Annotated in this window: 19 protein-coding genes; 3 read left to right on the top strand and 16 right to left on the bottom strand. The window is 67.1% G+C overall.

Annotated features, from left to right (window positions below):
- Positions 1-11: 11 nt before the first annotated feature.
- From KIP89_RS10750 to KIP89_RS10720, 7 genes are all read right to left on the bottom strand, one after another.
- A complete protein-coding gene (locus KIP89_RS10750; protein ID WP_213755338.1) occupies positions 12-1,094 on the bottom strand; it encodes an ABC transporter ATP-binding protein in 1,083 nt (360 codons plus the stop codon).
- 49 nt (positions 1,095-1,143) lie between these two features.
- The gene (locus tag KIP89_RS10745; RefSeq protein WP_250152312.1) at positions 1,144-2,124 is read right to left on the bottom strand and encodes a sugar-binding transcriptional regulator; all 981 of its coding nucleotides are present in this window, start codon (positions 2,122-2,124) and stop codon (positions 1,144-1,146) included.
- A gap of 7 nt (positions 2,125-2,131) precedes the next feature.
- The gene (locus KIP89_RS10740) at positions 2,132-3,052 is read right to left on the bottom strand and encodes a sugar phosphate isomerase/epimerase family protein (RefSeq protein WP_369807104.1); all 921 of its coding nucleotides are present in this window, start codon (positions 3,050-3,052) and stop codon (positions 2,132-2,134) included.
- An 8-nt stretch (positions 3,053-3,060) separates the two neighbouring features.
- Positions 3,061-3,879: a carbohydrate ABC transporter permease gene (locus KIP89_RS10735; RefSeq protein WP_213755337.1), complete on the bottom strand. Its 819-nt coding sequence runs from the start codon at positions 3,877-3,879 to the stop codon at positions 3,061-3,063.
- Positions 3,879-4,781, bottom strand: a complete 903-nt coding sequence (locus KIP89_RS10730) for a carbohydrate ABC transporter permease (RefSeq protein WP_213755336.1) — start codon at positions 4,779-4,781, stop codon at positions 3,879-3,881. Before KIP89_RS10730 ends, KIP89_RS10735 begins: the two co-directional genes overlap by 1 nt.
- A gap of 98 nt (positions 4,782-4,879) precedes the next feature.
- A complete protein-coding gene (locus KIP89_RS10725) occupies positions 4,880-5,434 on the bottom strand; it encodes a phosphoheptose isomerase family protein (RefSeq protein WP_213755335.1) in 555 nt (184 codons plus the stop codon).
- 123 nt (positions 5,435-5,557) lie between these two features.
- Positions 5,558-6,907, bottom strand: coding sequence for an ABC transporter substrate-binding protein (locus tag KIP89_RS10720; protein WP_213755334.1), 1,350 nt, complete (start codon positions 6,905-6,907; stop codon positions 5,558-5,560).
- Between the two features lie 318 nt (positions 6,908-7,225).
- Here KIP89_RS10720 and KIP89_RS10715 point away from each other — a divergent pair, with 318 nt between their 5' ends.
- Entirely contained in the window at positions 7,226-8,029 is an 804-nt protein-coding gene (locus KIP89_RS10715; RefSeq protein ID WP_213755333.1) for an inositol monophosphatase family protein, read from the top strand.
- A 42-nt stretch (positions 8,030-8,071) separates the two neighbouring features.
- On the opposite strand, the gene KIP89_RS10710 is transcribed toward KIP89_RS10715, so the two are convergent.
- The 5 genes from KIP89_RS10710 to KIP89_RS10690 all read right to left on the bottom strand — a co-directional run bounded on the left by KIP89_RS10710 (position 8,072) and on the right by KIP89_RS10690 (position 14,047).
- Positions 8,072-9,601 carry an ABC transporter substrate-binding protein gene (locus KIP89_RS10710; protein ID WP_213755332.1) on the bottom strand — a complete coding sequence of 510 codons (1,530 nt, stop codon included), beginning with the start codon at positions 9,599-9,601 and terminating at the stop codon, positions 8,072-8,074.
- A gap of 72 nt (positions 9,602-9,673) precedes the next feature.
- On the bottom strand, positions 9,674-11,401 hold the full coding sequence (locus KIP89_RS10705; protein WP_213755331.1) for a dipeptide ABC transporter ATP-binding protein: 1,728 nt from the start codon (positions 11,399-11,401) through the stop codon (positions 9,674-9,676).
- Positions 11,398-12,222, bottom strand: a complete 825-nt coding sequence (locus KIP89_RS10700; protein WP_213755330.1) for an ABC transporter permease — start codon at positions 12,220-12,222, stop codon at positions 11,398-11,400. Before KIP89_RS10700 ends, KIP89_RS10705 begins: the two co-directional genes overlap by 4 nt.
- Positions 12,219-13,157 carry an ABC transporter permease gene (locus tag KIP89_RS10695; protein WP_213755329.1) on the bottom strand — a complete coding sequence of 313 codons (939 nt, stop codon included), beginning with the start codon at positions 13,155-13,157 and terminating at the stop codon, positions 12,219-12,221. The genes KIP89_RS10700 and KIP89_RS10695 overlap by 4 nt, the downstream gene beginning before the upstream one ends.
- A gap of 2 nt (positions 13,158-13,159) precedes the next feature.
- Positions 13,160-14,047, bottom strand: a complete 888-nt coding sequence (locus KIP89_RS10690; RefSeq protein WP_213755328.1) for a proline iminopeptidase-family hydrolase — start codon at positions 14,045-14,047, stop codon at positions 13,160-13,162.
- A 118-nt stretch (positions 14,048-14,165) separates the two neighbouring features.
- Between KIP89_RS10690 and KIP89_RS10685 the strand changes: the two genes are divergently transcribed.
- Both KIP89_RS10685 and KIP89_RS10680 read left to right on the top strand, forming a co-directional pair.
- Complete coding sequence (locus KIP89_RS10685) at positions 14,166-14,927, top strand: helix-turn-helix transcriptional regulator (RefSeq protein ID WP_213755327.1); 762 nt, start codon at positions 14,166-14,168, stop codon at positions 14,925-14,927.
- 101 nt (positions 14,928-15,028) lie between these two features.
- Positions 15,029-15,931, top strand: a complete 903-nt coding sequence (locus KIP89_RS10680; RefSeq protein WP_213755326.1) for a proline iminopeptidase-family hydrolase — start codon at positions 15,029-15,031, stop codon at positions 15,929-15,931.
- A 35-nt stretch (positions 15,932-15,966) separates the two neighbouring features.
- Here KIP89_RS10680 and KIP89_RS10675 read toward each other — a convergent pair whose 3' ends face one another.
- The 4 genes from KIP89_RS10675 to KIP89_RS10660 are packed head-to-tail and all read right to left on the bottom strand — an operon-like array spanning position 15,967 to position 20,641.
- On the bottom strand, positions 15,967-16,848 hold the full coding sequence (locus KIP89_RS10675; RefSeq protein ID WP_369807103.1) for a sugar kinase: 882 nt from the start codon (positions 16,846-16,848) through the stop codon (positions 15,967-15,969).
- 4 nt (positions 16,849-16,852) lie between these two features.
- Positions 16,853-18,322: a mannitol dehydrogenase family protein gene (locus tag KIP89_RS10670; protein ID WP_213755325.1), complete on the bottom strand. Its 1,470-nt coding sequence runs from the start codon at positions 18,320-18,322 to the stop codon at positions 16,853-16,855.
- Positions 18,319-19,536: a mannonate dehydratase gene (uxuA, locus tag KIP89_RS10665; protein ID WP_213755324.1), complete on the bottom strand. Its 1,218-nt coding sequence runs from the start codon at positions 19,534-19,536 to the stop codon at positions 18,319-18,321. The genes KIP89_RS10670 and uxuA overlap by 4 nt, the downstream gene beginning before the upstream one ends.
- Positions 19,537-19,570: 34 nt before the next feature.
- Complete coding sequence (locus KIP89_RS10660) at positions 19,571-20,641, bottom strand: L-idonate 5-dehydrogenase (RefSeq protein ID WP_213755323.1); 1,071 nt, start codon at positions 20,639-20,641, stop codon at positions 19,571-19,573.
- Positions 20,642-20,650: the final 9 nt, after the last annotated feature.

Genomic DNA, 20,650 nt, shown 5'->3' with positions numbered 1-20,650 from the left:
ACGGGCCGGGCTCAGAGCGCGAGACCGGCGGCGTCGAAGAGATAGATGTGGCGCGGGTCGATGCCGAGCTTGAGCGCGTCGCCCGGCTGGAGAGCGGGGCGGCCGGCGGTGAGCACGATGATCGGCTCACCCTCGCCACGGGCGTAAAGCTGCGTCGAGCCGCCGAGGCTCTCGGCGAAATCCAGCGTCAGCGCCAGCACCGGCTGGGCGGGCTCGACGGTGAGGTGTTCGGGGCGCAGGCCGACGGTGAGGGTGTCGCCGACCTTGGCCTTGCCGGCGGCAGGCGTCTCCACCACCAGCTTGCCGCCGACAAAGGCGGCGCCGTCCAGCACCAGCGAGGACGGGCCGGTGGCGCTCACTTTGGCGGTGATGAAGTTCATCTTCGGCGAGCCGATGAAGCCGGCGACAAAGGTATTGGCCGGCGTGTCGTACAGCTCGGTCGGCGAGCCGATCTGCTCGACGAGGCCGGCGCGCAGCACGACGATGCGGTCGGCCAGCGTCATCGCCTCGATCTGGTCGTGGGTGACATAGACCATGGTGGCGCCGAGGCTGCGGTGCAGCTTGGCGATCTCGACGCGCATCTGCGAGCGCAGCTCGGCATCGAGGTTGGACAGCGGCTCGTCGAACAGGAACAGCTTGGGGTGGCGCACGATGGAGCGGCCGATGGCGACGCGCTGGCGCTGGCCACCGGAGAGGGCGCGCGGCTTGCGGTCGAGCAGCGGCTCCAGCTGCAGGATGCGGGCGGCCTCGGCCACCTGCGCCTTGATCTCGGCTTCCGGCTTCTTGGCCATGCGCAGGCCGAACGCCATGTTCTCGAACACGCTCATATGCGGGTAGAGCGCGTAGGACTGGAACACCATGGAGACCTCGCGCTTGGCGGGCTCCTCATAGGTTACGTCACGGCCGTCAATGTAGAGCTCGCCCTCGCTGACATCCTCAAGCCCGGCGATCATGCGCAGCAGCGTGGACTTGCCGCAGCCCGAGGGGCCGACAAACACCACGAACTCGCCCTTCGCCGCCGAAAAGCTGACGCCCTTGATGACGGAGACGTCACCATAGTTCTTCTTGATGTTGTCCAGTCGCAGGAAAGTCATCGGCTCAAACTCCAGATCGGGGCGGGCGCGTCCGGCGCGCCGCCCTTCGTCAGCTCTCCAGCAGCGCCGCGGCGCAACGCTTGTCGGTCACCAGTCGTTTCACATAGCCGGCCCGCAGGATCGCGCGGACGATCGGCACCTTGTAGAGGCCGCCCGAGGCGAGGATCGTGTAGCGGACCGAGGCCAGTTCGTGCGGCGCCAGCGACAGCACGCGCTCATTGAGCGGGTGGTCGACCGGGCGGCCATCGGCATCGAGGAACACGCCGAGCAGATCGCCCACCGCGCCGGCCGCGCGCAGGCTCTCGATGTTTTCCGAGACGGTCTGGGTTTGCACCAGCAGCGAGCGGGTCGTCATGTCGCCGCAGGACAGCATCGCCACATCCACCGCGCGGGCGCGGCGCATGGTTTCGCTGATGCCGTGATGCGAGAGCAGCATGGTGCGGCTCTCGGGCGTCGGGAAATAAAGCGGGGCGGCGAGATAGTAGCACTCGGCGGAAATGGTCCGGGCATAGCCGGTCGCCACCTCGAAGGTGCTCGATCCCGAGCCGCGCGTCAGCCCGCCCATCACCGAGGTGACATAGCATTGCGAGAGCGGGCGGGCGGTGAACCGCTTCAGCCCCGCCGCCAGCGTCTTGCCCCAGCCGACGCCGAGGCCCATGCCGTTTTCCAGCAGCCGGTCGAGCTCGGCGCCCGCCGCCTCGCCGATCACGCGCTGCTGCTCGCCCTCATCCTCCAGCACCGGGACGACGCTCGCCGCCTCCAGCCCGTAACGGGCCATCAGCGCCTGCTCGGCCTCGATGCAGTCGGCCATCGGCAGGCGGATGTCGATCTGCACCGAGCCGTCGGAACGGACCTGACCGAGGATCTTGTTGGTGCGCAGGCGGGTGAGGCCGAGCTGGTCGGCGATCTCCTGCTGGGTCAGGCCGCCGACGAAATACAGCCAGGCGACGCGGGCGCGGATCTGCGCCGCCTCGATCTCCTGGGCCTCCACCGGCCGGCCCCGCTCGCGCCCGACGACGTTCATGTCCATTCCCCCTCTAGGCGAAGGCCTGTCGCAGCCGGGCGGAGGTGATCTCCAGCGCCGACAGGATCGACAGGTCATCCTGCTCAAAGGGATAGAATACTTCGAGGAACACCGGGGCCGGCGCGATGCCGGTGCGCCGCAGCAGGGCGGCGGCGTCCACAGGATCGACCCGGCCGGGCACGGTGAAGTCCCAGTGGCGGTCGAACTGATAGTCGGTCTGCTGGATATGCACCGCGCTGATGAAGGGCTTCAGCTCCATGAACCACGGCACCATGGCGCCATGGTCCGCCCCGTAGAGCGGTTCATGCGTGCCATGGCCCCAATCCACGCAATAGCGCCACGGCACCGCGCTGCCGGCGACATCGGCCATCATCGCCTTCGCCTGCGCGATGGTCCACGGCCATTCCCGGCGCATCGGGGTCGGCTCGACATAAAGCTCGCTCAGCCCCTCGGCCGCCGCCCGCTCGGCAAGGCGGTGCATGCGGGCGATCAGGTCGGCATAGTCGGCCGGGTCGAGCGCGTCCGGCTCCACCCCGTCAAAGCGCGAGGCGATGGCGCCGAGCGGGCCGCCGACGCGGGTGATGCCGGCCATGGCGGCAAAACGGTAGGCCCGGCCGAACCATTCTTCCGCATAGTCGCGCACCGCCGGGTCGGGGTGCAGCATCTGGTTATAGGTGTAATGGGCGAGGCCGATAAAGGCGCTGTGGATGGTCACCCCGGCCTGCGCCGTGCAGGTGCGCAGCGCGGCGGCGTGCCGGTCGAGGATCGCGTCCGGCCACATCGGGTCGACCAGATCGAAGGAGAGCTGCACGAGATCCAGCCCGAGCCGCTCGGTCACCACCCGCGTCCACAGTTCCGGCGTCACCCATCGCTTCACGCAGAAGGACAAATTGATGCCGAAGGGGATGGGCGTGTGCGCGATGGCCCCACTCACTTGGTCGCTCACTTGGTCGCCCCCATGGTGAGGCCGCGCACCATGTGGCGGGAGACGATGAGGGCGAAGATGGTGACGGGGAGCACGATCACCGTGCCGGTGGCCATGATCTTGCCCCAGGGCAGCTCATAGCCGGACATGAAGGAGGTGGCGACCACGGGCGCGGTCTGCGCGGCGCGGCGGGTCAGCACGAGCGCGTAGAGCAGCTCGTTCCACGAGAAGATGAAGGAGAAGATGGCGGACACCGCGATGCCCGGCGCGCCGAGCGGCAGGTAGATCTTGCGGAAGATGGTGAACTGGTCGGCGCCGTCGAGCCGCGCCGCCTGCTCAAGGTCCGGCGGGATCGACTTGAACTGGTCGGTGACGATCCACACCACGATCGGGATGTTGAAGGTGAGGTACACCAGGATCAGCACCAGATGGGTGTCGAGCAGGTTCATCGACATGGCGAGCAGATAGATCGGCAGCGCCAGCACGATCGGGCTCGTCATGCGGTTGGAGATGAACCAGAACCACAGGTCCGACTTGCCGCGGAAATCATAGCGCGCCAGCGCGAAGGCGGCCGGCGTGCCCAGCACCACCGAGAGCAGGGTGGCGAAGGCGGCGACGATCAGCGAATTGATGATCGCCCCGGACACCTTGGTGTCGGAGAAAATCTCCGCGTAATTGTCGAGTGTGGGCGTGAAGAACCACACCGGCGGCGAGGCGAGGATGTCGGCCTGGCTCTTGAAGCTCGCCGCCACCATCCAGAGAAACGGGAACAGCGAGAACACGACGATCGCGGTCAGGCCGATTGCGTGCAGGATCTTGCCGGTCGAGATACGCATCAATGGGCCTCCCGGTACAGCACGCGGATGTACAGCCGGCTGATGATGATGGTGAGGATCAGCAGCAGGATCGCCTGCGCCGAGGCGGTGCCGAGATCGAAGATGCGGAAGCCGACGCGCTGGATGTAGATCGAGATCAGGTCGGTGGCCGAGCCCGGCCCGCCCCGCGTCATCACGAACACCATGTCGAACAGCTTCAGCACGTCGGCCGAGCGCAGGATCATCACGGCGGTGAGGCCGGGCAGCAGATAGGGAAGCTGCACATGGCGCAGCAGAGCGAGCTTGGACGAGGTCTCCAGCCGCGCCGCCTCCTCGATCTCGCCGGGCACCATGGACAGGCCGGCGAGGAAGATCAGCGCGCAGAACGGCGTCCACTGCCACACATCCATGATGACGATGGCGGCGAAGGCGCCGTTCGGCGTGGACAGCCAGTCCACCGGGCCGAAGCCGGCAAAGGACAGGAACTGGTTGGCGACGCCGAAATCGCGGTTGAAGATCAGCCGGCCGATCAGGCCGACCACCGCATAGGTGGTGGCGAGCGGCACCACCAGCGTGACACGGGCGAGCGACTTCAATAGGCCCATGCCCGGCTTGTGCAGCAGCAGCGCGACGATCAGGCCGAGCACGACCTGGATCGGCAGGGCGGTGAGATAGAACTGCGCGGTCAGCCCGAGCGAGGCCCAGAAGGTGCTGTCGGTCAGCACCGCCACATAATTCTCGAGCCCGACGAAGGGAAAGCCCTCGCGCGGCCGGGCGATGTTGTAGCGCCGGAACGAGGTGACCAGCGCGAACAGGGTCGGGTAGATGCCGATGGCGAACAGGGTGACGACGGCCGGGGCGAGGAACCACAGCGGCGTCCAGCGGCCGTAACCGCGATTGGGCTTGGTCTGGGTTGCGCTCATCTGTTCAATTCCCGCATGTCTTCAATTCCCGTAAGCGCCGGCGGCGCGGGCCGCTGGCGTGTCGCGGTGACCGTTGCGGAGGATGAGGCCCACCGGCCTCACTCCAGATTCGTGTGGTTGGCCCGCATCTGGGCCGGGGTCACGCCCAGCCGGTCGCGCAGGTGCAGGATCAGCATCTCGAACAGCACATAGAGCGCGCCCTCATAGAGCGAGCCCATCGGCAGCACCGAGCTGGCGCCGGCGCCCTGGTCGCGCGCCATGGTCTGGGCGGGCACGACAAGGACCGTGTCGGCGCGGGTGGCGGCGGCCCCGGAAGGCTCGGCCGTGACCAGCAGCGTGCGCGCCCCGGCATCAATGGCGACGCCCATCAGCGCGCTCACGGTGGAGAAATCGCCCGGCCCGGCGGAGACGACCAGCAGGTCGCCCGCGCCCACCGGCGGCGTCGTCATGTCGCCGACCATCGCCGCCTTGAGGCCGAGATGATAGAGCCGCATGGCGAGGCCCTTGATCTGCAGCCCCTCCCGCCCGACCCCGTACAGGGCGATGCGGTTGGCGCCGGCCAGCGCGGCAACAGCGGCGTCGATATCGGTGCCGCTCACCTGGTCGAGGCAGGCGCGGATCTCGTCCAGCGCCCGTGCGTGAAGCGTGGTCATGTCGTCGATTCCCCGGATGGCCTCAGGAAAAAAGGAGCGGGCGCCGGATCGCGGGTTCCAGCGCCCGCCCGCAGGAGCTGGCGATGCCCGGGGAGAACCAGAGGCATCGCCGGCTTCAACCCATCACTGGAGAAGCTTCTTCTTCCCGTCGTAATAGCCGTCCTTCTGCAGGATGGCTTCCATGCGGGTGCCGATCTCCTTGGAGCCGGCCTCGACCGAGACCTCGCCCAGCTCGATCTTGGAACCCCATTCGGCGACCACTTCCGAGATCGCCGGCCAGGCCGGGAAGCGCGGACGGTACTCGGGAACGCCGGCCTGCCAGGAGGCGACCATCGGCGCGACGAACTTGTACTGCGCCTTGATCGCCGGGTCCTCATAGACCGCCATGCGGCCCGACACGCCGCCGGCCTCGACATAGGCCTTGGCGATGGCTTCCGAGGTCGCCCACTGGATGAACAGCCAGGTCGCCTTCTGCTGCTCGGGGGTGGCCTGCGCGGCCACGGCGAGCGAGAAGCCGCCCAGCGCCGGCAGGCGGCCGGCGGGACCGGCGGGCTCCGGCGCCACGGCGAGGCAGTCGCCGAGCTTGGAGGTCGCGGGGTCGGTCAGGGTCGAGTAGAAGGCCGACCATTCGGTGATCATCGCCACCTGGCCCTGCGCCAGCGCGTTCACGGCTTCCGCGTGATCGAAGCTGACGACGCCCGGCGGCATGTACTTGAGCAGGTCCTGACGGAAGTTCAGGCCGGCCTGGCTCTCCTTGCTGAGCAGGTTCGACTTGAATTCCTTGTTCAGCAGCGAACCGCCGAACGGCCACAGGAAGCGCATGAAGCTGTCGGCCGACTGGGTCTCGCCGCGGCGCGACTGCAGGGCGTAGGCATACTGGTTCTTCGAGGCGTCGGTGAGCTTGGGCGCGTAGACGTCCTTCAGCTCGGCCCAGGTCGCCGGGGGCTTGTCGAAGCCGGCTTCCTTCAGCTTGCAGGAATTGTAGAACAGCAGGCCGGAATAATTGTCGAAGGGCAGGCCGTACACCGTGCCGCCCCAGGAACCGAAGGCGTCCAGCAGCAGCGGGAAGAAGCCCTTGAGGTTGAGGTTCGGGTCGGTGATCGCCTTGTCCTTGGCGAGGTCGTCGACCGGCACCAGCCAGCCATTCTCGGCGAATTCGCCGATCCAGACGAGATCGACCAGCGCCATGGTGAGATCGCCGCGCGAGGTGAAGTTCAGCACTTCCTTTTCGCGGGCGTTCTCATAGGGAACGATCTCGTAATTGACCTTGATGCCGGTCTTCTTCTCGAATTCCGGCAGCAGCTTGATGATGGCGCGGTAGCCCGGACGATCAAGGAAGATGCCGTTGACTTCGGTTCCCTTGAGCGGCTTGGCGGCGTCTTCGAGCCAGTCCGCCATGGCGGCGACCGGCATGGCGGCGGTCGCGGCGGCGAGCGCCACGACGCTGGCGCAGATTCTCAATGCACGCTTCATGTCTTTCCTCCTGAGATGGCGCAGCACCACTGGGCGGCCGGGCCGACATTCGGACAGCTTGAGAGCCGTCTCGTCTTGTTGGCGCGGAAGCCTCGCCAAGCCGCTCTACAGGCGCCAAACCACAGGCCGCGCCCCATGCGAGGCATGAGGAAGCCGGCTCGGCAAAACTCCTTAACGGAGCCCGATCAAGGACTTGGAAAGACGCTTCCGTCGCGTCGTGGTGAAAGCGATACATTTGTAATCTGGAATATGCAATAGCATTGCGTCAACATAGGATGTGATCCGCGCTAAGGATCAACGGGGCGAGGAGGGACGCGCATGGTGGCAGCCGGCAAACAGGACGAGACCGATCCGCTGGCGCAGCGTTTCGCCGTGGCGCAGGCGCTGGCGCGCCGCGCCGGCAACACGGCCCGCCGGTTCTTCCTGCGCCCGGAATCGCTGACGCCGGAGCTGAAATCCTCCTCGCAGGATCTGGTCAGCGAGGCCGACCGCACGGTCGAGGCCTGGCTGCGCAGCGCCATCGCCCGGCATTTTCCCGATGACGGCATCGTCGGCGAGGAAGAGGCGGCCACCGCCGGCACCTCCGGCTATGTCTGGGTGGTCGATCCGATCGACGGCACCATGCCCTTTCTGGTCGGGCAGCCGAACTGGTGCGTCTCGATCGGCCTCGCGCAGGCGGGCCGCCCGGTGGCCGGCGCGATCTACGCGCCGATGCTGCGCGAGCTCTACGCCGCGATGGAGGGGGGCGGCGCCTTCCTCAACGGGCGGCGGCTGGAGATGAATGCCGACTGGACGCTCACCTCCACCACGATCGGCTTCGGCGCCACGCAGAAGGCGACGCCGCAGGAAGTCGGGCGCTTCGTCGAGGGGCTGTACCGCGAGGGCGGGGTGCTGTTCCGCATCGGCTCGGGCGCGTTGATGCTGGCCTATGTCGCGGCCAACCGCATCGCCGGCTATTACGACCCGATGCTCTATTGCTGGGATTGCTGGGCCGGCGCGGTGCTGATCCGCGAAGCCGGCGGCGAGGTGACCTTCGCCGGCGATCTCGCCCGGCCGGGCCCGATCTGGGCCGGCAATGCCAGCGTGCACGCCGACCTGAAACGGCTGAGCGGCGCCGTGTGACCGGCGCCGCCCTGTTTCAAACCATGAGAGAGACGGAAAGCCTCAGTTCTTCACGGTCTCTTCGAGGAAGAAGCGGCCGAGCGGGTTCTGGTGGAAGTTGGAAATGTTCTTCCGGGTCACGTTGATATAGGGGCTGTAATAGAGGTCGATCCAGTTGACGTCGGCCTTGGCCATCTTCTGCAGCGTCACATACATCGCCTCGCGCTTGGCCGGATCGGTCTCCAGACGCGCGGCTTCGACCAGCGCCTTGACCTCCTCGTTCTTGTAGCGGGACATGTAGTTCATGTTGCTGTCGTGGCCTAGGACGAAGGTGGTCTTCTGGTCCGGGTCGAGAATGTCGTTGGTCCAGTACATGACCGAGATGTCGTAATCGCCGGTCACCAGCATGTCCCAGCTCTGGCTGGGATCGACCTTCTGGAGATTGACCGTCACGCCCGCCTTGGACAGCTGCTGCTGCACGAGAACGGCGATCTGCTCGTCGGTCTCCTTGCCGGCATTGACGATGTAGTTGAGCGTGAGGCCGGAGGCGCCGGCATCGGCCAGCAGCTTCTTGGCCTTCTCCGGGTCATAGGGGCGCTGGAGATTGTCGGCATAGTGGTAGAGCGAGCCCTTGGGCACATAGGAATAGGCCACCTCGCCCAGACCGAAGGTCGCGGCCTCGACGATCGCCTTCTTGTCGATCGCCATGTCCAGCGCCTCGCGCACTTCCTTCTTCGCCAGCGGGCCATGCTCATGGTTGATCAGCATGTGGTCCTCGCGGGTCGAGGGATCGCTGATCACGGTGAGGTCGGCGTTCTTCTTCAGCTCGGCGACGCGCGAGAACGGCACGGTGATGGCGGCATCCACCTCGCCGGCCTGGATTTTCAGCATGCGGGTATTGTCGTCGGGAATGACCAGCCATTCCACGCCGTCGAGGCTGACCTTGGCGGCGTCCCAATAGTTCGGGTTCTTCTTCAGGATGATGCGGTCGCCGCGGCGCCATTCGACCAGGCTGAACGCGCCCGAGCCGACCGGCTTCTCGGCGAACGTATCGGCAGCAGCGCCCTCGACCAGCTTCTTCGGCAGCACCGAGGCGTTGGGCAGCGCCATCATCGACAGGAACGGCACCGACTTGCTCTTGAGCTTCACCACCAGCGTCTTGGCGTCAGCGGCGGTCGCGGTGTCGATGATCTTGAAGCTGTCCGACCAGAGCGAGCCCTTGTCGTCGCGGATGCGGATCAGCGAATAGGCGGCGTCCTCGGCGGTGACCGGGGCGCCGTCGGAGAACTTCGCGTCGCGCAGCTTGAAGGTGTAGGTCAGCCCGTCATCAGAGACGCTCCAGCTCTCGGCAAGGCCGGGAACCAGCTTGGTGCCGGTGGCGTCGACCCGCACCAGCACGTCGAACACGTTCGAGAACACCCAATTGTCGACATTCTGCGCCGACTTGATGGGATCGAAGGTGGTCGAATCCTCGTTGCGGGCGATGGAGAGCACGCCGGCCGCATGGGCGACGCTGGTCGCGGCGAAGCTGGCCGACAGCGACAGAAGGGCGGCAAAAGCCGCGAGGCGGGAGGTCCTGAATGCGCTTTTCACGTCGTTCTTCCTCTGGAGGTTTGTTGGTGAGAACGGGAGGTCAGGTGGCAAATACGTCAGGTGACAAGGACGTCAGCTGGAAAGCACGCTCGCCGGCGGCATGAGCAGGCGCCGGTCCGGGTCGATGTCGGGAATGGCGGCGATGAGGGCGGCGGTGTAGGCCTCGCGCGGCCGGGCGAAAACCTCGGCGCAGGGCCCCTCCTCGACGATCCGCCCGTGATGCATGACGACGACGCGCTGGCACAGATGCCGGACGATGGCGAGGTCATGGGCGATGAAGACCAGCGTCAGGTCCATCGTCGCCACCAGCCGGCGGAACAGGTCGACGATCTGCGCCTGGATGGTGACATCGAGCGCCGCCACGCATTCATCCGCCACGATCAGCCGGGGATCGACCGCCAGCGCGCGCGCAATGCCGGCGCGCTGGCACTGGCCGCCGGACAGCTGGCGCGGCCGGCGCACGGCGAGCGCCGGATCAAGTTCGACGAGGCGCAGCAGTTCCTCGACGCGGGCGGGAATGGCGGATGGAGCCACCTTGCCGTGCACGCGCAGCACCTCGGCCAGCGTCTCGCCGATGGTGAAGCGCGGGTTGAGCGAGTTGAACGGGTCCTGGAACACCATCGCCGCCTCGCGCCGCATCCGGGCGAGGGTCGCGGCCGGCGTCAGGCGCAGGCTGTCGCCGTCGAAGGTGACATGGCCATCGGAGATCGGCGAGAGCCCGAGCATGGCCCGCGCCAGTGTCGACTTGCCCGAGCCGCTCTCCCCGACAATGCCGACCGTCTCGCCGGGCATGATCTGCAGCGACACCCCGGCCAGCGCGCTGAAAAAGCGCCGGCGGGTGAACACCCCTCCGCCGACCGGGTAGCGCACCTGCAGGTCGTCGATCTCGACCAGCGGGCGGGGGGCGAGCGGCGGGGTCGGCGCGGGCGCGAACGGCTGAGCCTGATCGGCCTGACTGGCCTGATCGTCCACCTCACTGGCCTCGTAATCCACCGGCATGGAGGGGTGGCTGGCGATCAGCGCGCGGGTATAGGGATGCTGCGGAGAGGTAAGAATTTGCCGCTTGGCACCCGTCTCGACGACGCCCCCCTGCCGCATCACGGCGATCCGGTCGCAGGTCTGGGCGACGACGCCGAGATCATGGGTGATGAGGATGATGGACAGGCCGCGCCGCTCGCGCAACTCCATGAGAAGACGCAGGATTTGCGCCTGGATGGTGACGTCGAGGGCGGTCGTCGGTTCATCGGCGATGAGAATGTCGGGATCGCAGGCCAGCGCCACCGCGATCATCGCCCGCTGCCGCATTCCGCCTGAGAATTCATGGGGATAGTTGGAATACTGGCGGGCCGGATCGGTGAATCCGACCTGCTCCATGATGGCGACGGCCTCCGCCCTCGCCGCCACCCGGTCGAGCTTGCGGTGAAATATTACCCCTTCCGAGATCTGGTCACCGACCCGCATCACCGGATCGAGATGGCTCGACGGATTCTGGAAGATCATGCCGATCGCGCCGCCGCGCACCGCCTCCATCTCGGCGGTGCTGGCGGTGGTGAGTTCGCGCCCGGCAAGCCGCACCGAGCCGCCGGCAATGGCGAGGGCGCGGGAGGGCAGCAGACGCACCAGCGCGCGGCAGAGCAGGCTCTTGCCCGAGCCGCTTTCACCAACAAGACCAAGGATTTCGCCCTTGGCAAGGTCGAGCGAGACGCCGTCGATCAGCGTGCGCTCACCCGCCTCGCCGCGCACCGTGACGGTAAGATCGCGGACGCTGAGCAGCGGATCGGGGGCCGGGGTGGCACTCATTCATGCACCCCCATCATCTCGCCCAGCGCGTCGCCGATCAGCGAGAAGCCGAAGGCCAGGACCACGATGGACAAGCCGGGAAACAGCGTGATCCACCAGGCCTGCGACAGGAACGCCTGCCCTTCCGCTACCATGATACCCCACTCGGCGGTCGGCGGCTGGACCCCAAGGCCCAGATAGGAGATCGCCGCGCCCGAGAGCAGCACCAGAACCGCGTCCGACATGCAGAACACCACCGACCCCGCCACCGCGTTGGGAAGCAGGTGCCGGAACAGCACGCGGGGCTTCGAGAAGCCCAGACTGACCGCCGCCACCGCATAGTCGGCGGTCTTCAGAACGAGGATCTGTGCCCGGATCAGGCGGGCATAGGAGACCCAGCCGACTAGCGCCATCGCTATGTAAAAGCTCGACAATCCCGGCCCGAGAATGGCGATGATGGAGAGCATCAGCACGAGGAAGGGAAAGGCCAGGATGATGTCGATCAGCCGCATCAGCACGGCGTCGACGAGGCCGCCGAAGAAGCCCGCCAGCGCGCCGATGAAGGTGCCGATGACGAAGGGAAAGAACACCCCGATCGCCGCCATCTGCAAATCGACGCGGGCACCGAAGATGATGCGCGAGAGGATGTCGCGGCCGAAATTGTCGGTACCGAAGGGATGGGCGAAGGACGGCGGCTGAAGCCGCGCCGTGGCTTCCTGATAGATCGGGTCATACGGCGCGATGACAGGCGCGGCCAGCGCGGCCAGCGCGAACAGGCCGAGAATGCCCAGCCCCACCAGCAGGGTCGGGCTTAGCCGGCGCGTGGCCGCTGCCCCGCTCACAGCTTCACCCGCGGGTCGGCGGCCACGGTGGCGATGTCGGCGAGGAAGTTCACCATCACCGTGGCGCAGGCGAACACCATGGCGACGCCTTGTACCACCATGTAATCCCTGGAGAAAATCGCCCGCACCAGAAGCTGGCCCATGCCCGGCAGGGCGAAGATGCTCTCGATCACCACCGTGCCGCCGATCAGCCAGCCAATATTCACGGCCAGAAGGTTGATCGAGGGGGCGATCGAATTGGGCAGCACATGGCGCCAGAACACCACCGATTCCGGCACGCCGCGCGCGCGGGCGGCGGTCGCGACGTCCGATTTCAGCCAGTCCACCATGGCCGCGCGCAGCGAGCGCAGCAGCACGGTGGAGAGCGACAGGGCGATGGTCAGCGCCGGCAGGAAGAGATGGGCGAGCTTCTGGAACAGCGTGTCGCCGTATCCAGACACCGGAAAGATCGGCACGGTGACGGCGAGCAGGATGATCAGCATCAGCCCGAGCCAGAAGGGCGGGAAGCCGATGCCGAAGGTCGAGACGATGCGGATCACATGATCGATCGGCCGGCCCTGATGGCGCGCGGCAAGCGCGGCGAGCGGCACGGCGATCAGGATGGAGAGCACCACGCTCGCCACCACCAGCGCCAGCGTCGGCTCGATACGGGTCGCGATGAGGCGGAGCACGTCGATCTTGTAGACGATCGAGGTGCCCATCTCGCCATGCAAGAGGTTGCGCAGGAAATAGAAATACTGAAGCCAGAGCGGCTCATCGAGCCCGTATTGCGCGCGGATATTGGCGATGGCGGTCGGCGTCGCCCGCGCCCCCAGCAGCACCCGCGCGGGATCGCCGGGGATCAGCCGCACCAGGATGAAGGTGATCAGGCTGACGCCGAACACCACCGGCAGGAACTGCAGCGGCCGCGTCAGGATGAAGGAATAGCGGTGCATGTTTACCGCGGCACGCTGGCGAGGAAATCGAGGAGGGGCGGGTAATAGCCGGCCGGGTTCTCGTAGAACGGCATGTGGCTGGCATTGAGCACGAGGTTGAGCCGCGCCTGAGGCAGGGCGTGCTTCATCTTCATGGCGCAGGCCGGCGTCAGCTCGTCGCGCTCGCCGACCACGATCAGCGTCGGTACGGTGATACGGTGAAGATCCGGGATCCGGTTCCAGTCCTTGAGGTTGCCGGTGTAGAGGAACTCGTTCGGGCCCTGCATGGCCATGTACGGCCCCATGTTCCAATCCGCCAGCGAACGCTGCACCGGGGCCGGCCATTCCGGAAGGCGGCAGATATGGCGGTAATTCAGTAGGGTTATCGCCGCCTGATATTCCGGGTGGTCGAAGCTGCCGGCCGCCTCGTGCTTCTGCATCATCGCGACCGTCTCCGGCCCGAGCGCAGCGCGCAGCTTCTCCAGTTCGCTCACCAGATGCGGCATGTCCGCCACCGTGTCGGCAAGGATCAGGCTCTTGAGGGCGTCGGGATAGGTCAGCGCGTAATCAATCGCCAGCCAGCCGCCCCAGCTATGGCCGAGCAGATGCACCTTGCCGAGGCCGAGCGCGGTGCGCACCGTCTCGACCTCCTCGACATAGCGCGCAATGGTCCACAGCCCCTCGTCGGTCGGCCGGTCCGAGGCGCCGGTGCCCAGCTGGTCGAAGGTGACGACCCTAAAGCCCTGATCGATAAGGCAGGAATGGGCCTCGCGCAGATAATCGCAGGGCAGGCCCGGACCGCCATTGAGTAACAGGATAGTGTCGGCGCCGGAGCCGAAGCTATAGGTGACCACGCGGTGTTCGCCGACAGCCACCTCACGCCGCTCCTGCGGCTCAATCTCCCGCCACATGTCCGGCGCATCCCTGCTCAACAAAAAGGCATGCTCAATTCCTAGAGAAATCGTGAGTCCAAAACAGCTATCAGAAGTGATAGGTTCGCACGCTGGAATGGCAAAAGGACGGGCCATCATGCCTGCGGATATCGGCGCGATCGAGCAGCGTATCGGAGCGGCCTCCACCTTCGGTGCGCAGGTGGACCTGCTGTTCGAGGCGATGGGCGATTTCGGCTTCGACGCGCTGATCTATGATTACACGCCCGCGCGCTACGATCTTACCGGCACGCAGATGCTGCCCACCGTGCTGGAGCTGCGCAATGTGGACGCGGCGATGCGCGACTACTGGGTCGAGCGGGGCTATATCCGGCTGGACCCGGTGCAGAAGGTGGCCCTCGGCACCACCCGCCCCTTCGTGTGGAACTACGACAAGCGCGCCTCGACGCTGATCCGCGCCTTCATGAACGAGGACAGCGCCCCCGTCGCCGCCTTCCTCGCCGAGCGCGGCCTCAGCGCCGGTGTTACCGTACCCGTGCACATGCCCGGCGGCGACTACGCCACCATCACCGGCATACGCTGCGGCGACGGGCGCTTCGCCGAGCGCGACGCCCCCGCCTGCCTCGGCGATTTCAGCCTGCTCGCCCACATCTTCCAGAACGCCGCCTCCACCGCCCTGCGCGACGACCGCCGGCTGGAGGGCCTGCCGCGCCTCACCGCGCGCGAGCGCGAATGCCTGCGCCACGCCGCGGAAGGCCTTTCCGCCAAAGAGATTTCCCGCGCCCTCGGCCGCTCCGTGCCGACCGTGGTGATGCATCTCAACGCCGCCATGCGGAAGCTCGAAGCCAAGAACCGCACGCAGGCGGCGGTGCGCGCGGCGAGGCTGCGCCTGCTGGACTGAGCCGCGCATCGTCCACCGCCTATCACTTCTGATAGCTGCCGCTTCCCGGCGCGACTTTCTATTTTCCTGCGCTATCGAACGACAGCCGCAGGAGAATCGGCATGAACGCCGTGGTGAGCGTGGAAGGGCGGATGCCTTTCCGTGGGTACGAAACCTGGTACCGCGTGACCGGCGATCTCGGCGGTGCAGAATTACCACTCGTGGTGGCTCATGGCGGGCCGGGCTGCACCCATGACTATGTCGATTCCCTCAAGGGCATCGCTGCGCTCGATGGCCGCGCCGTCATTCATTACGACCAGCTTGGCAATGGCAAATCGACCCATCTGCCGGACAAGGGACCGGATTTCTGGACCGTCGACCTGTTCCTCGCCGAACTCGACGCCCTGCTGGCCCATCTCGGCATTGCCGGCCGCTATGCCTTTCTCGGCCAGTCCTGGGGCGGAATGCTGGGCGCCGAACACGCGGTGCGCCAGCCGGCGGGGCTGAAGGCGCTCATCATCGCCAATTCGCCGGCCAACATGCATACCTGGGTCGCGGAGGCGAACCGTCTGCGCCGCGAATTGCCCGAGGAGGTGCAGGCGACGCTGCTGAAGCACGAGGCGGCCGGCACGCTGACCGACCCGGACTACATCGCCGCCTCGCGGGTATTTTATGACCGTCATGTCTGCCGCATCACGCCGTGGCCGGAGGATGTCGCGCGCACCTTCGCGGCGATGGACGAGGACAACACGGTCTATCGCAACATGAACGGCCCGACCGAATTCCATGTCATCGGGACGATGAAGGACTGGACCATCGAGGACCGGCTGCACCGCATCGTGGCGCCGACGCTGCTGATTTCCGGCGCGCATGACGAGGCGACGCCGGAAGTGGTGCGACCCTACCGCGAAAACATCGCCCATTGCCGCTGGGTGCTGTTCCCAGAGTCCAGCCACATGCCGCATGTGGAGGAAAAGGACGCCTGCCTGAAGGCGGTGTCCGATTTCCTGGTGCCGCTCGACTGAGCGGACGAAGGCCCCGACAAGAGCCTCGTCGCAGATCAGACCAGCGCGCCCTTGTGCGAAATGACATGCGTGGCCAAGGCGTGGGCGCGCATCACGGCGTCTTCCGGGGACAACCCCTCATGGCGCGCGGCAAGCCAGCCGGCGTTGAAGGCGTCCCCGGCGCCTGTGGTGTCCACAGGCGTGATCGGTGCCATCGCATGGTGGGTGCACCTGCCTCCGGCGCGAACCGCCACGTCCCGTCCGCCATTCTTGACGACGATCTCGCGGTCGCCATCGGTATCATAACGCCGCGCGCAGGCTTCCAGGCTCGCATCGCCGAAATGCTGCGCCTCGTCCTCGAAGCTCGGCAGGACAATGTCGGCCCCACCCGCCGCCTGCATGATCGTCCGACGCATCGTGTCGGCGTCTTCCCAGAGGCGAGGGCGGATATTGGGGTCGAACGCCACCGTGGCACCACGCCGGCGCGCCGCCGCCAGCGCCGCCATCAGCCGCTCCCGCGCCCCGACCGACAGAATGGCGAGGGTGATGCCGCTCAGATAGATCATGTCGGCCCAGCCAAGCGCGGCGCCGAGCGCCGCCTCGTCATCGGCCAGCAGCTTCGCCGCCGAGCGGTCGCGCCAATAGGTGAAGCTGCGCTCGCCATTTCGCAGCGAAATGGCGTAGAGCCCCGGCCCGCGCGAGGGCTCGTGGCGGATGAAGCGGGTCTCGATCCCCGCGCCGGCGATGAAGCTCTCGATCCGCGCCGAGAACGGATCGGTACCCAGACCGGTGAAATAGGCGACCTCCGCCCGCTCGCCGCACAGCCGCTTGAAGTGCCAGGCGGTGTTCAGCGTGTCGCCGGCCACGTTCATCGCCCAGAGCGGCGCCTGCTGCTCGGACAATTCCAGCATCGCCTCGCCGATGGAAAGAAAGCGCACAGCCTTACTCCCAGTCCCGCATGGCTTCGCGGGCAATGACCGCCGCCATGCCCTCGCTATCGATGGCCTCGACAAGCTGCGCAAGGCTGGCGCCGAACTCCCCGTTCAATAATACCGGCGGAAGAACGTCCGGGCAGAGGGCGGACAGAGCCGGAAGCAAGGCTGCGATATCCTTTGCACCCGCCACGGCGTTCCGCAGCGCATCCGCGCGCGGATCGTCGACGCGGATCGGCGCGCCGCAGGCATCGCGGCGGGCGAGATAGGCAACCCAGCTCGCCAGCGCGAAGGCGAAGGGGCGAACCGGCGTTCCCGCTTCCAGCGCCTCACATGCGGGGGCGGCGATGCGCTGAGGCAGCTTCTGCGTCCCGTCCATGGCGATCTGCGCGGTGGCATGGGCGATGGACGGGTTGACGAAGCGTTCCGCCAGTGCCGCGGCATAGACGTCGAGGTCGAGCGCCAGCCCGCGCACCGTGGCGGCGGCGGCCTTGAGATGGCGGCGCACCAGAGCCGCATGGGCGGGGTCCGCCATCACGTCGCGCACATAGGCCTTGCCGGAGAGTTGGCCGCTATAGGCGAGCATGGAATGCGCGCCATTGAGCATACGCAGCTTCATCTGCTCATAGGGCGCGACATCCGCCACGAACAGCGCGCCGGCCAGTTCCCATTCCGGGCGCCCGGCGGCGAACGTGTCCTCGATCACCCACTGATGGAACGGCTCGGTCTCGACCGCCGCAAGGTCTTCATGCCCGGTCAGTGCCTGCGCCGCGCCGAGCGTCTCGCGCGTGGAGGCGGGAGTGATGCGGTCCACCATGGTGGAAGGAAAGGTGGCGTTCGCCGCGATCCACCCAGCCAGCGCGTCCTGCTGCGTGGCAGCGGCGAATTCCAGCACCGCCCGGCGCAGCTTCTGCCCATTATGGGAGAGATTGTCGCAGCTCAGCACGGTGAACGCCGGCAGGCCCGCCGCCCGCCGTGCGGCGAGTGCCGCCACGATCAGCCCGATGACGCCGCCGGGTACCGCCGGGCTCTCCAGATCGGCCGCGACCGCCGGATGGGTGCGGTCGAGCGCGCCCTCGCTGGTAATACCGTAGCCCTTCTCGGTCACGGTGATGCTGACGATCCGGCACGCCGGACGCGTCATCGCCGCCAGCGCGCAACTCGCCATGCGCGTGCCGGCGATCACATGCTTCAGGGTGCCGATGACCTGTGCATGCGTCTCCTGCCCGCGCGTGATGAGCGTGTAGCGTCCATCCTGCGGATTCAGCGCCTCGGCGACGGAGGTGCCGCGCAGCGAGACGCCGATTATCCGCCAGTCACCGCCACGCCGCGCCAGCACCTCATCGGTATAGGCGAGCAGATGGGCGCGGGCGAAATTGCCGAGCCCGAGATGAACGATCCCGGCCCGATGCTCCTCCGGCCGATAGCGCGGCCATGCGGCCGTGCCGACGGATAGGGCGCTGGCGGAGAGCCGGTTCATCGCGCCGCCCGCGCCAGCGGATGGGCCAGAGCCGTCATGATGCCGCGCAGTTCGGCCAGCCCCTTCAGGCGACCGATCGAGGGATAGCCGGGCTGGCCGCCGCGATTGAGGTCGTCGAGGATGTTCTGCCCGTGATCCGGCCGGAACGGGATGTTCCAGTCCGCCCGACCGGCAGCCTTGCGGCGGTTCTCCTCCGCCAGAATGGCGGCGATCATCGCCACCATGTCGGTATTGCCCTCCAGATGCGCCGCCTCGTGGAACGAGCCGCCAAGCTGGCGCTCCTCAAGGGCAACGTTGCGAAGGTGGAGGAAATGCACCCGGCTGCCGAGCCGGTCCATCATGCCCGGCAAGTCATTGTCGGCGCGCGCGCCCAGCGAGCCGGTGCATAGCGTGATGCCGTTGGCGGGGATGTCCACCGCCTCCATCACCGCGCGATAGTCAGCCTCCGTCGACATGATGCGCGGCAGGCCGAGCAGCGGGAACGGTGGGTCGTCGGGATGGCAGCACAGCCTCACGCCGATCTCTTCGGCGAGCGGGCTTACCTGGGCGAGAAAATCGACCAGATGCTGGCGCAGACGGGCGGGCGGAATGTTGTCGTAGCGGGCGAGGTGCGACTTCACATCGTCCATCGACATCGCCTCGGCCGAGCCGGGCAGGCCGAACACCACATTGCCGCCGAGTTCGCTGCGGCGCGCCTGCGTCATGCTGGCGAAACGCTCGCGCGCCTGCTCGACGATCTCCGGCGCATAGCCCTCCTGCGCGCCGGCCCGCTCAAGGATGAACAGGTCGAAGGCGGCGAAGTCGATGGCATCGAAGCGCATGCAGGTGGCGCCGCTCGGCAGGCGATAGGCGAGGTCGGTCCGCGTCCAGTCGAGGATCGGCATGAAATTGTAGCAGATGACCTCAATCCCCGCCGCGCGCAGATGGCGCATCGAGGTCTTCCAGTTGGCGATATGCTCGCGCCACGCCCCGCTCTGCCGCTTGATGTCCTCGGAGACCGGCAGGCTCTCGACCACCTCCCAGGCGAGGCCGGAGGGCGAGCCGTCCCGCATGGTGCCGATCTCGCTCTGGCGGCGGGCGATCTCCTCCGGCGTCCAGACCGTGCCGGTCGGCATATGGTGGAGCGCGGAAACCACGCCTTCCACATCCGCCTGCCGCATGTCGTCGATCGAGCAGAGGTCCTTGGGGCCGAACCAGCGCCAGGTTTGTCTCATGAAGTCGTCTCTCGTTTTTTTGTTTCTCGCGCCGTCAGCTGGCGGCGAAGGCGAGTTGCACCTTGACCGATGCGGAGCGGTCAGACGCGGCATGAAAGGCGGCAAGGGCCTCGGTGATGGGATAGGTGCCGGTGATCATCGGACGCGGGTCGATGGCGCCCGAGCCGATCAGCGCGGCCGCCTCGGCAAACTCGACATCGAAACGCTGCGAGCCGACGAACAGGATCTCCTTGCCCACCATCACGTTGAGCGGCAAGGGCGTCGGCCCGGCGACGCCGACCTGCACCAGCGTGCCGAGCGGGCGCAGCACGCTCACCGCGTCGCGGATCGCGGCGGCGGCGGCCGAGCACTCGAACACCAGGTCCACCCGGCCCTTGCCGGCCTGCCAGGGAGCCAGCCCTTCCGGATCGCGCGCCGTGTTGATCGCGTGGTCGGCGCCCATCTTCCGGGCGACGGCGAGCGTGGCATCCTGAATGTCCGTCACGATGATCTCGGCCGCGCCGCGCTGGCGCGCGACCGCGACGCACAAGGCACCGATCGGCCCCGCCCCGGTCACCAGCACGGTCTTGCCCTCAAGGCTCCCCGAGACCGCCTCACCGCGATTGGCGGCGTGAAGGCAAACGGCGAGCGGCTCGCTGCACGCGGCCGCGCCGGGCGAGACGCCCTCCGGCATCGGGAAGCACTGGGCGGCACCGATGACGAGGTGATCGCGGAACATGCCCTGTTCGTGGGGCAGGTACATGGCCGATCCCTTGAACCGCATGTTCATGCAGTGGCGCGGCAGGCCGTTGCGGCAGAATTCGCAGTCGCCGCACGGGTGGGACGGGTTCACCGCCACCAGCTGGCCGATGTCGACCCCCTCGACCCCCGCCCCCAGCGCCTCGATCCGGCCGGCCACCTCATGGCCGAGGATGATCGGCTCGCGCACGCGGATCGTGCCGATGCCGCCCTCGTGCCAGTAATGCAGGTCGGAACCGCAAATGCCCCCGGCCAGTATGGCGACGCGGACCTCGCCGGCGCGTAAATCGCCGACCGGCTGCGTTTCGATCCGCAGATCATCCTGCGCGTGGAGGCGGACCACGCGGGTGAGAAGTGCATCGCTCATGGACAGACC

The sequence above is a fragment of the Ancylobacter radicis genome, from assembly GCF_018449475.1.
In the GTDB taxonomy this organism is placed as follows: domain Bacteria; phylum Pseudomonadota; class Alphaproteobacteria; order Rhizobiales; family Xanthobacteraceae; genus Ancylobacter; species Ancylobacter radicis.
Note: the sequence above shows the minus strand (reverse complement) of the source record. Positions and strands in the feature narration are given on the sequence as shown.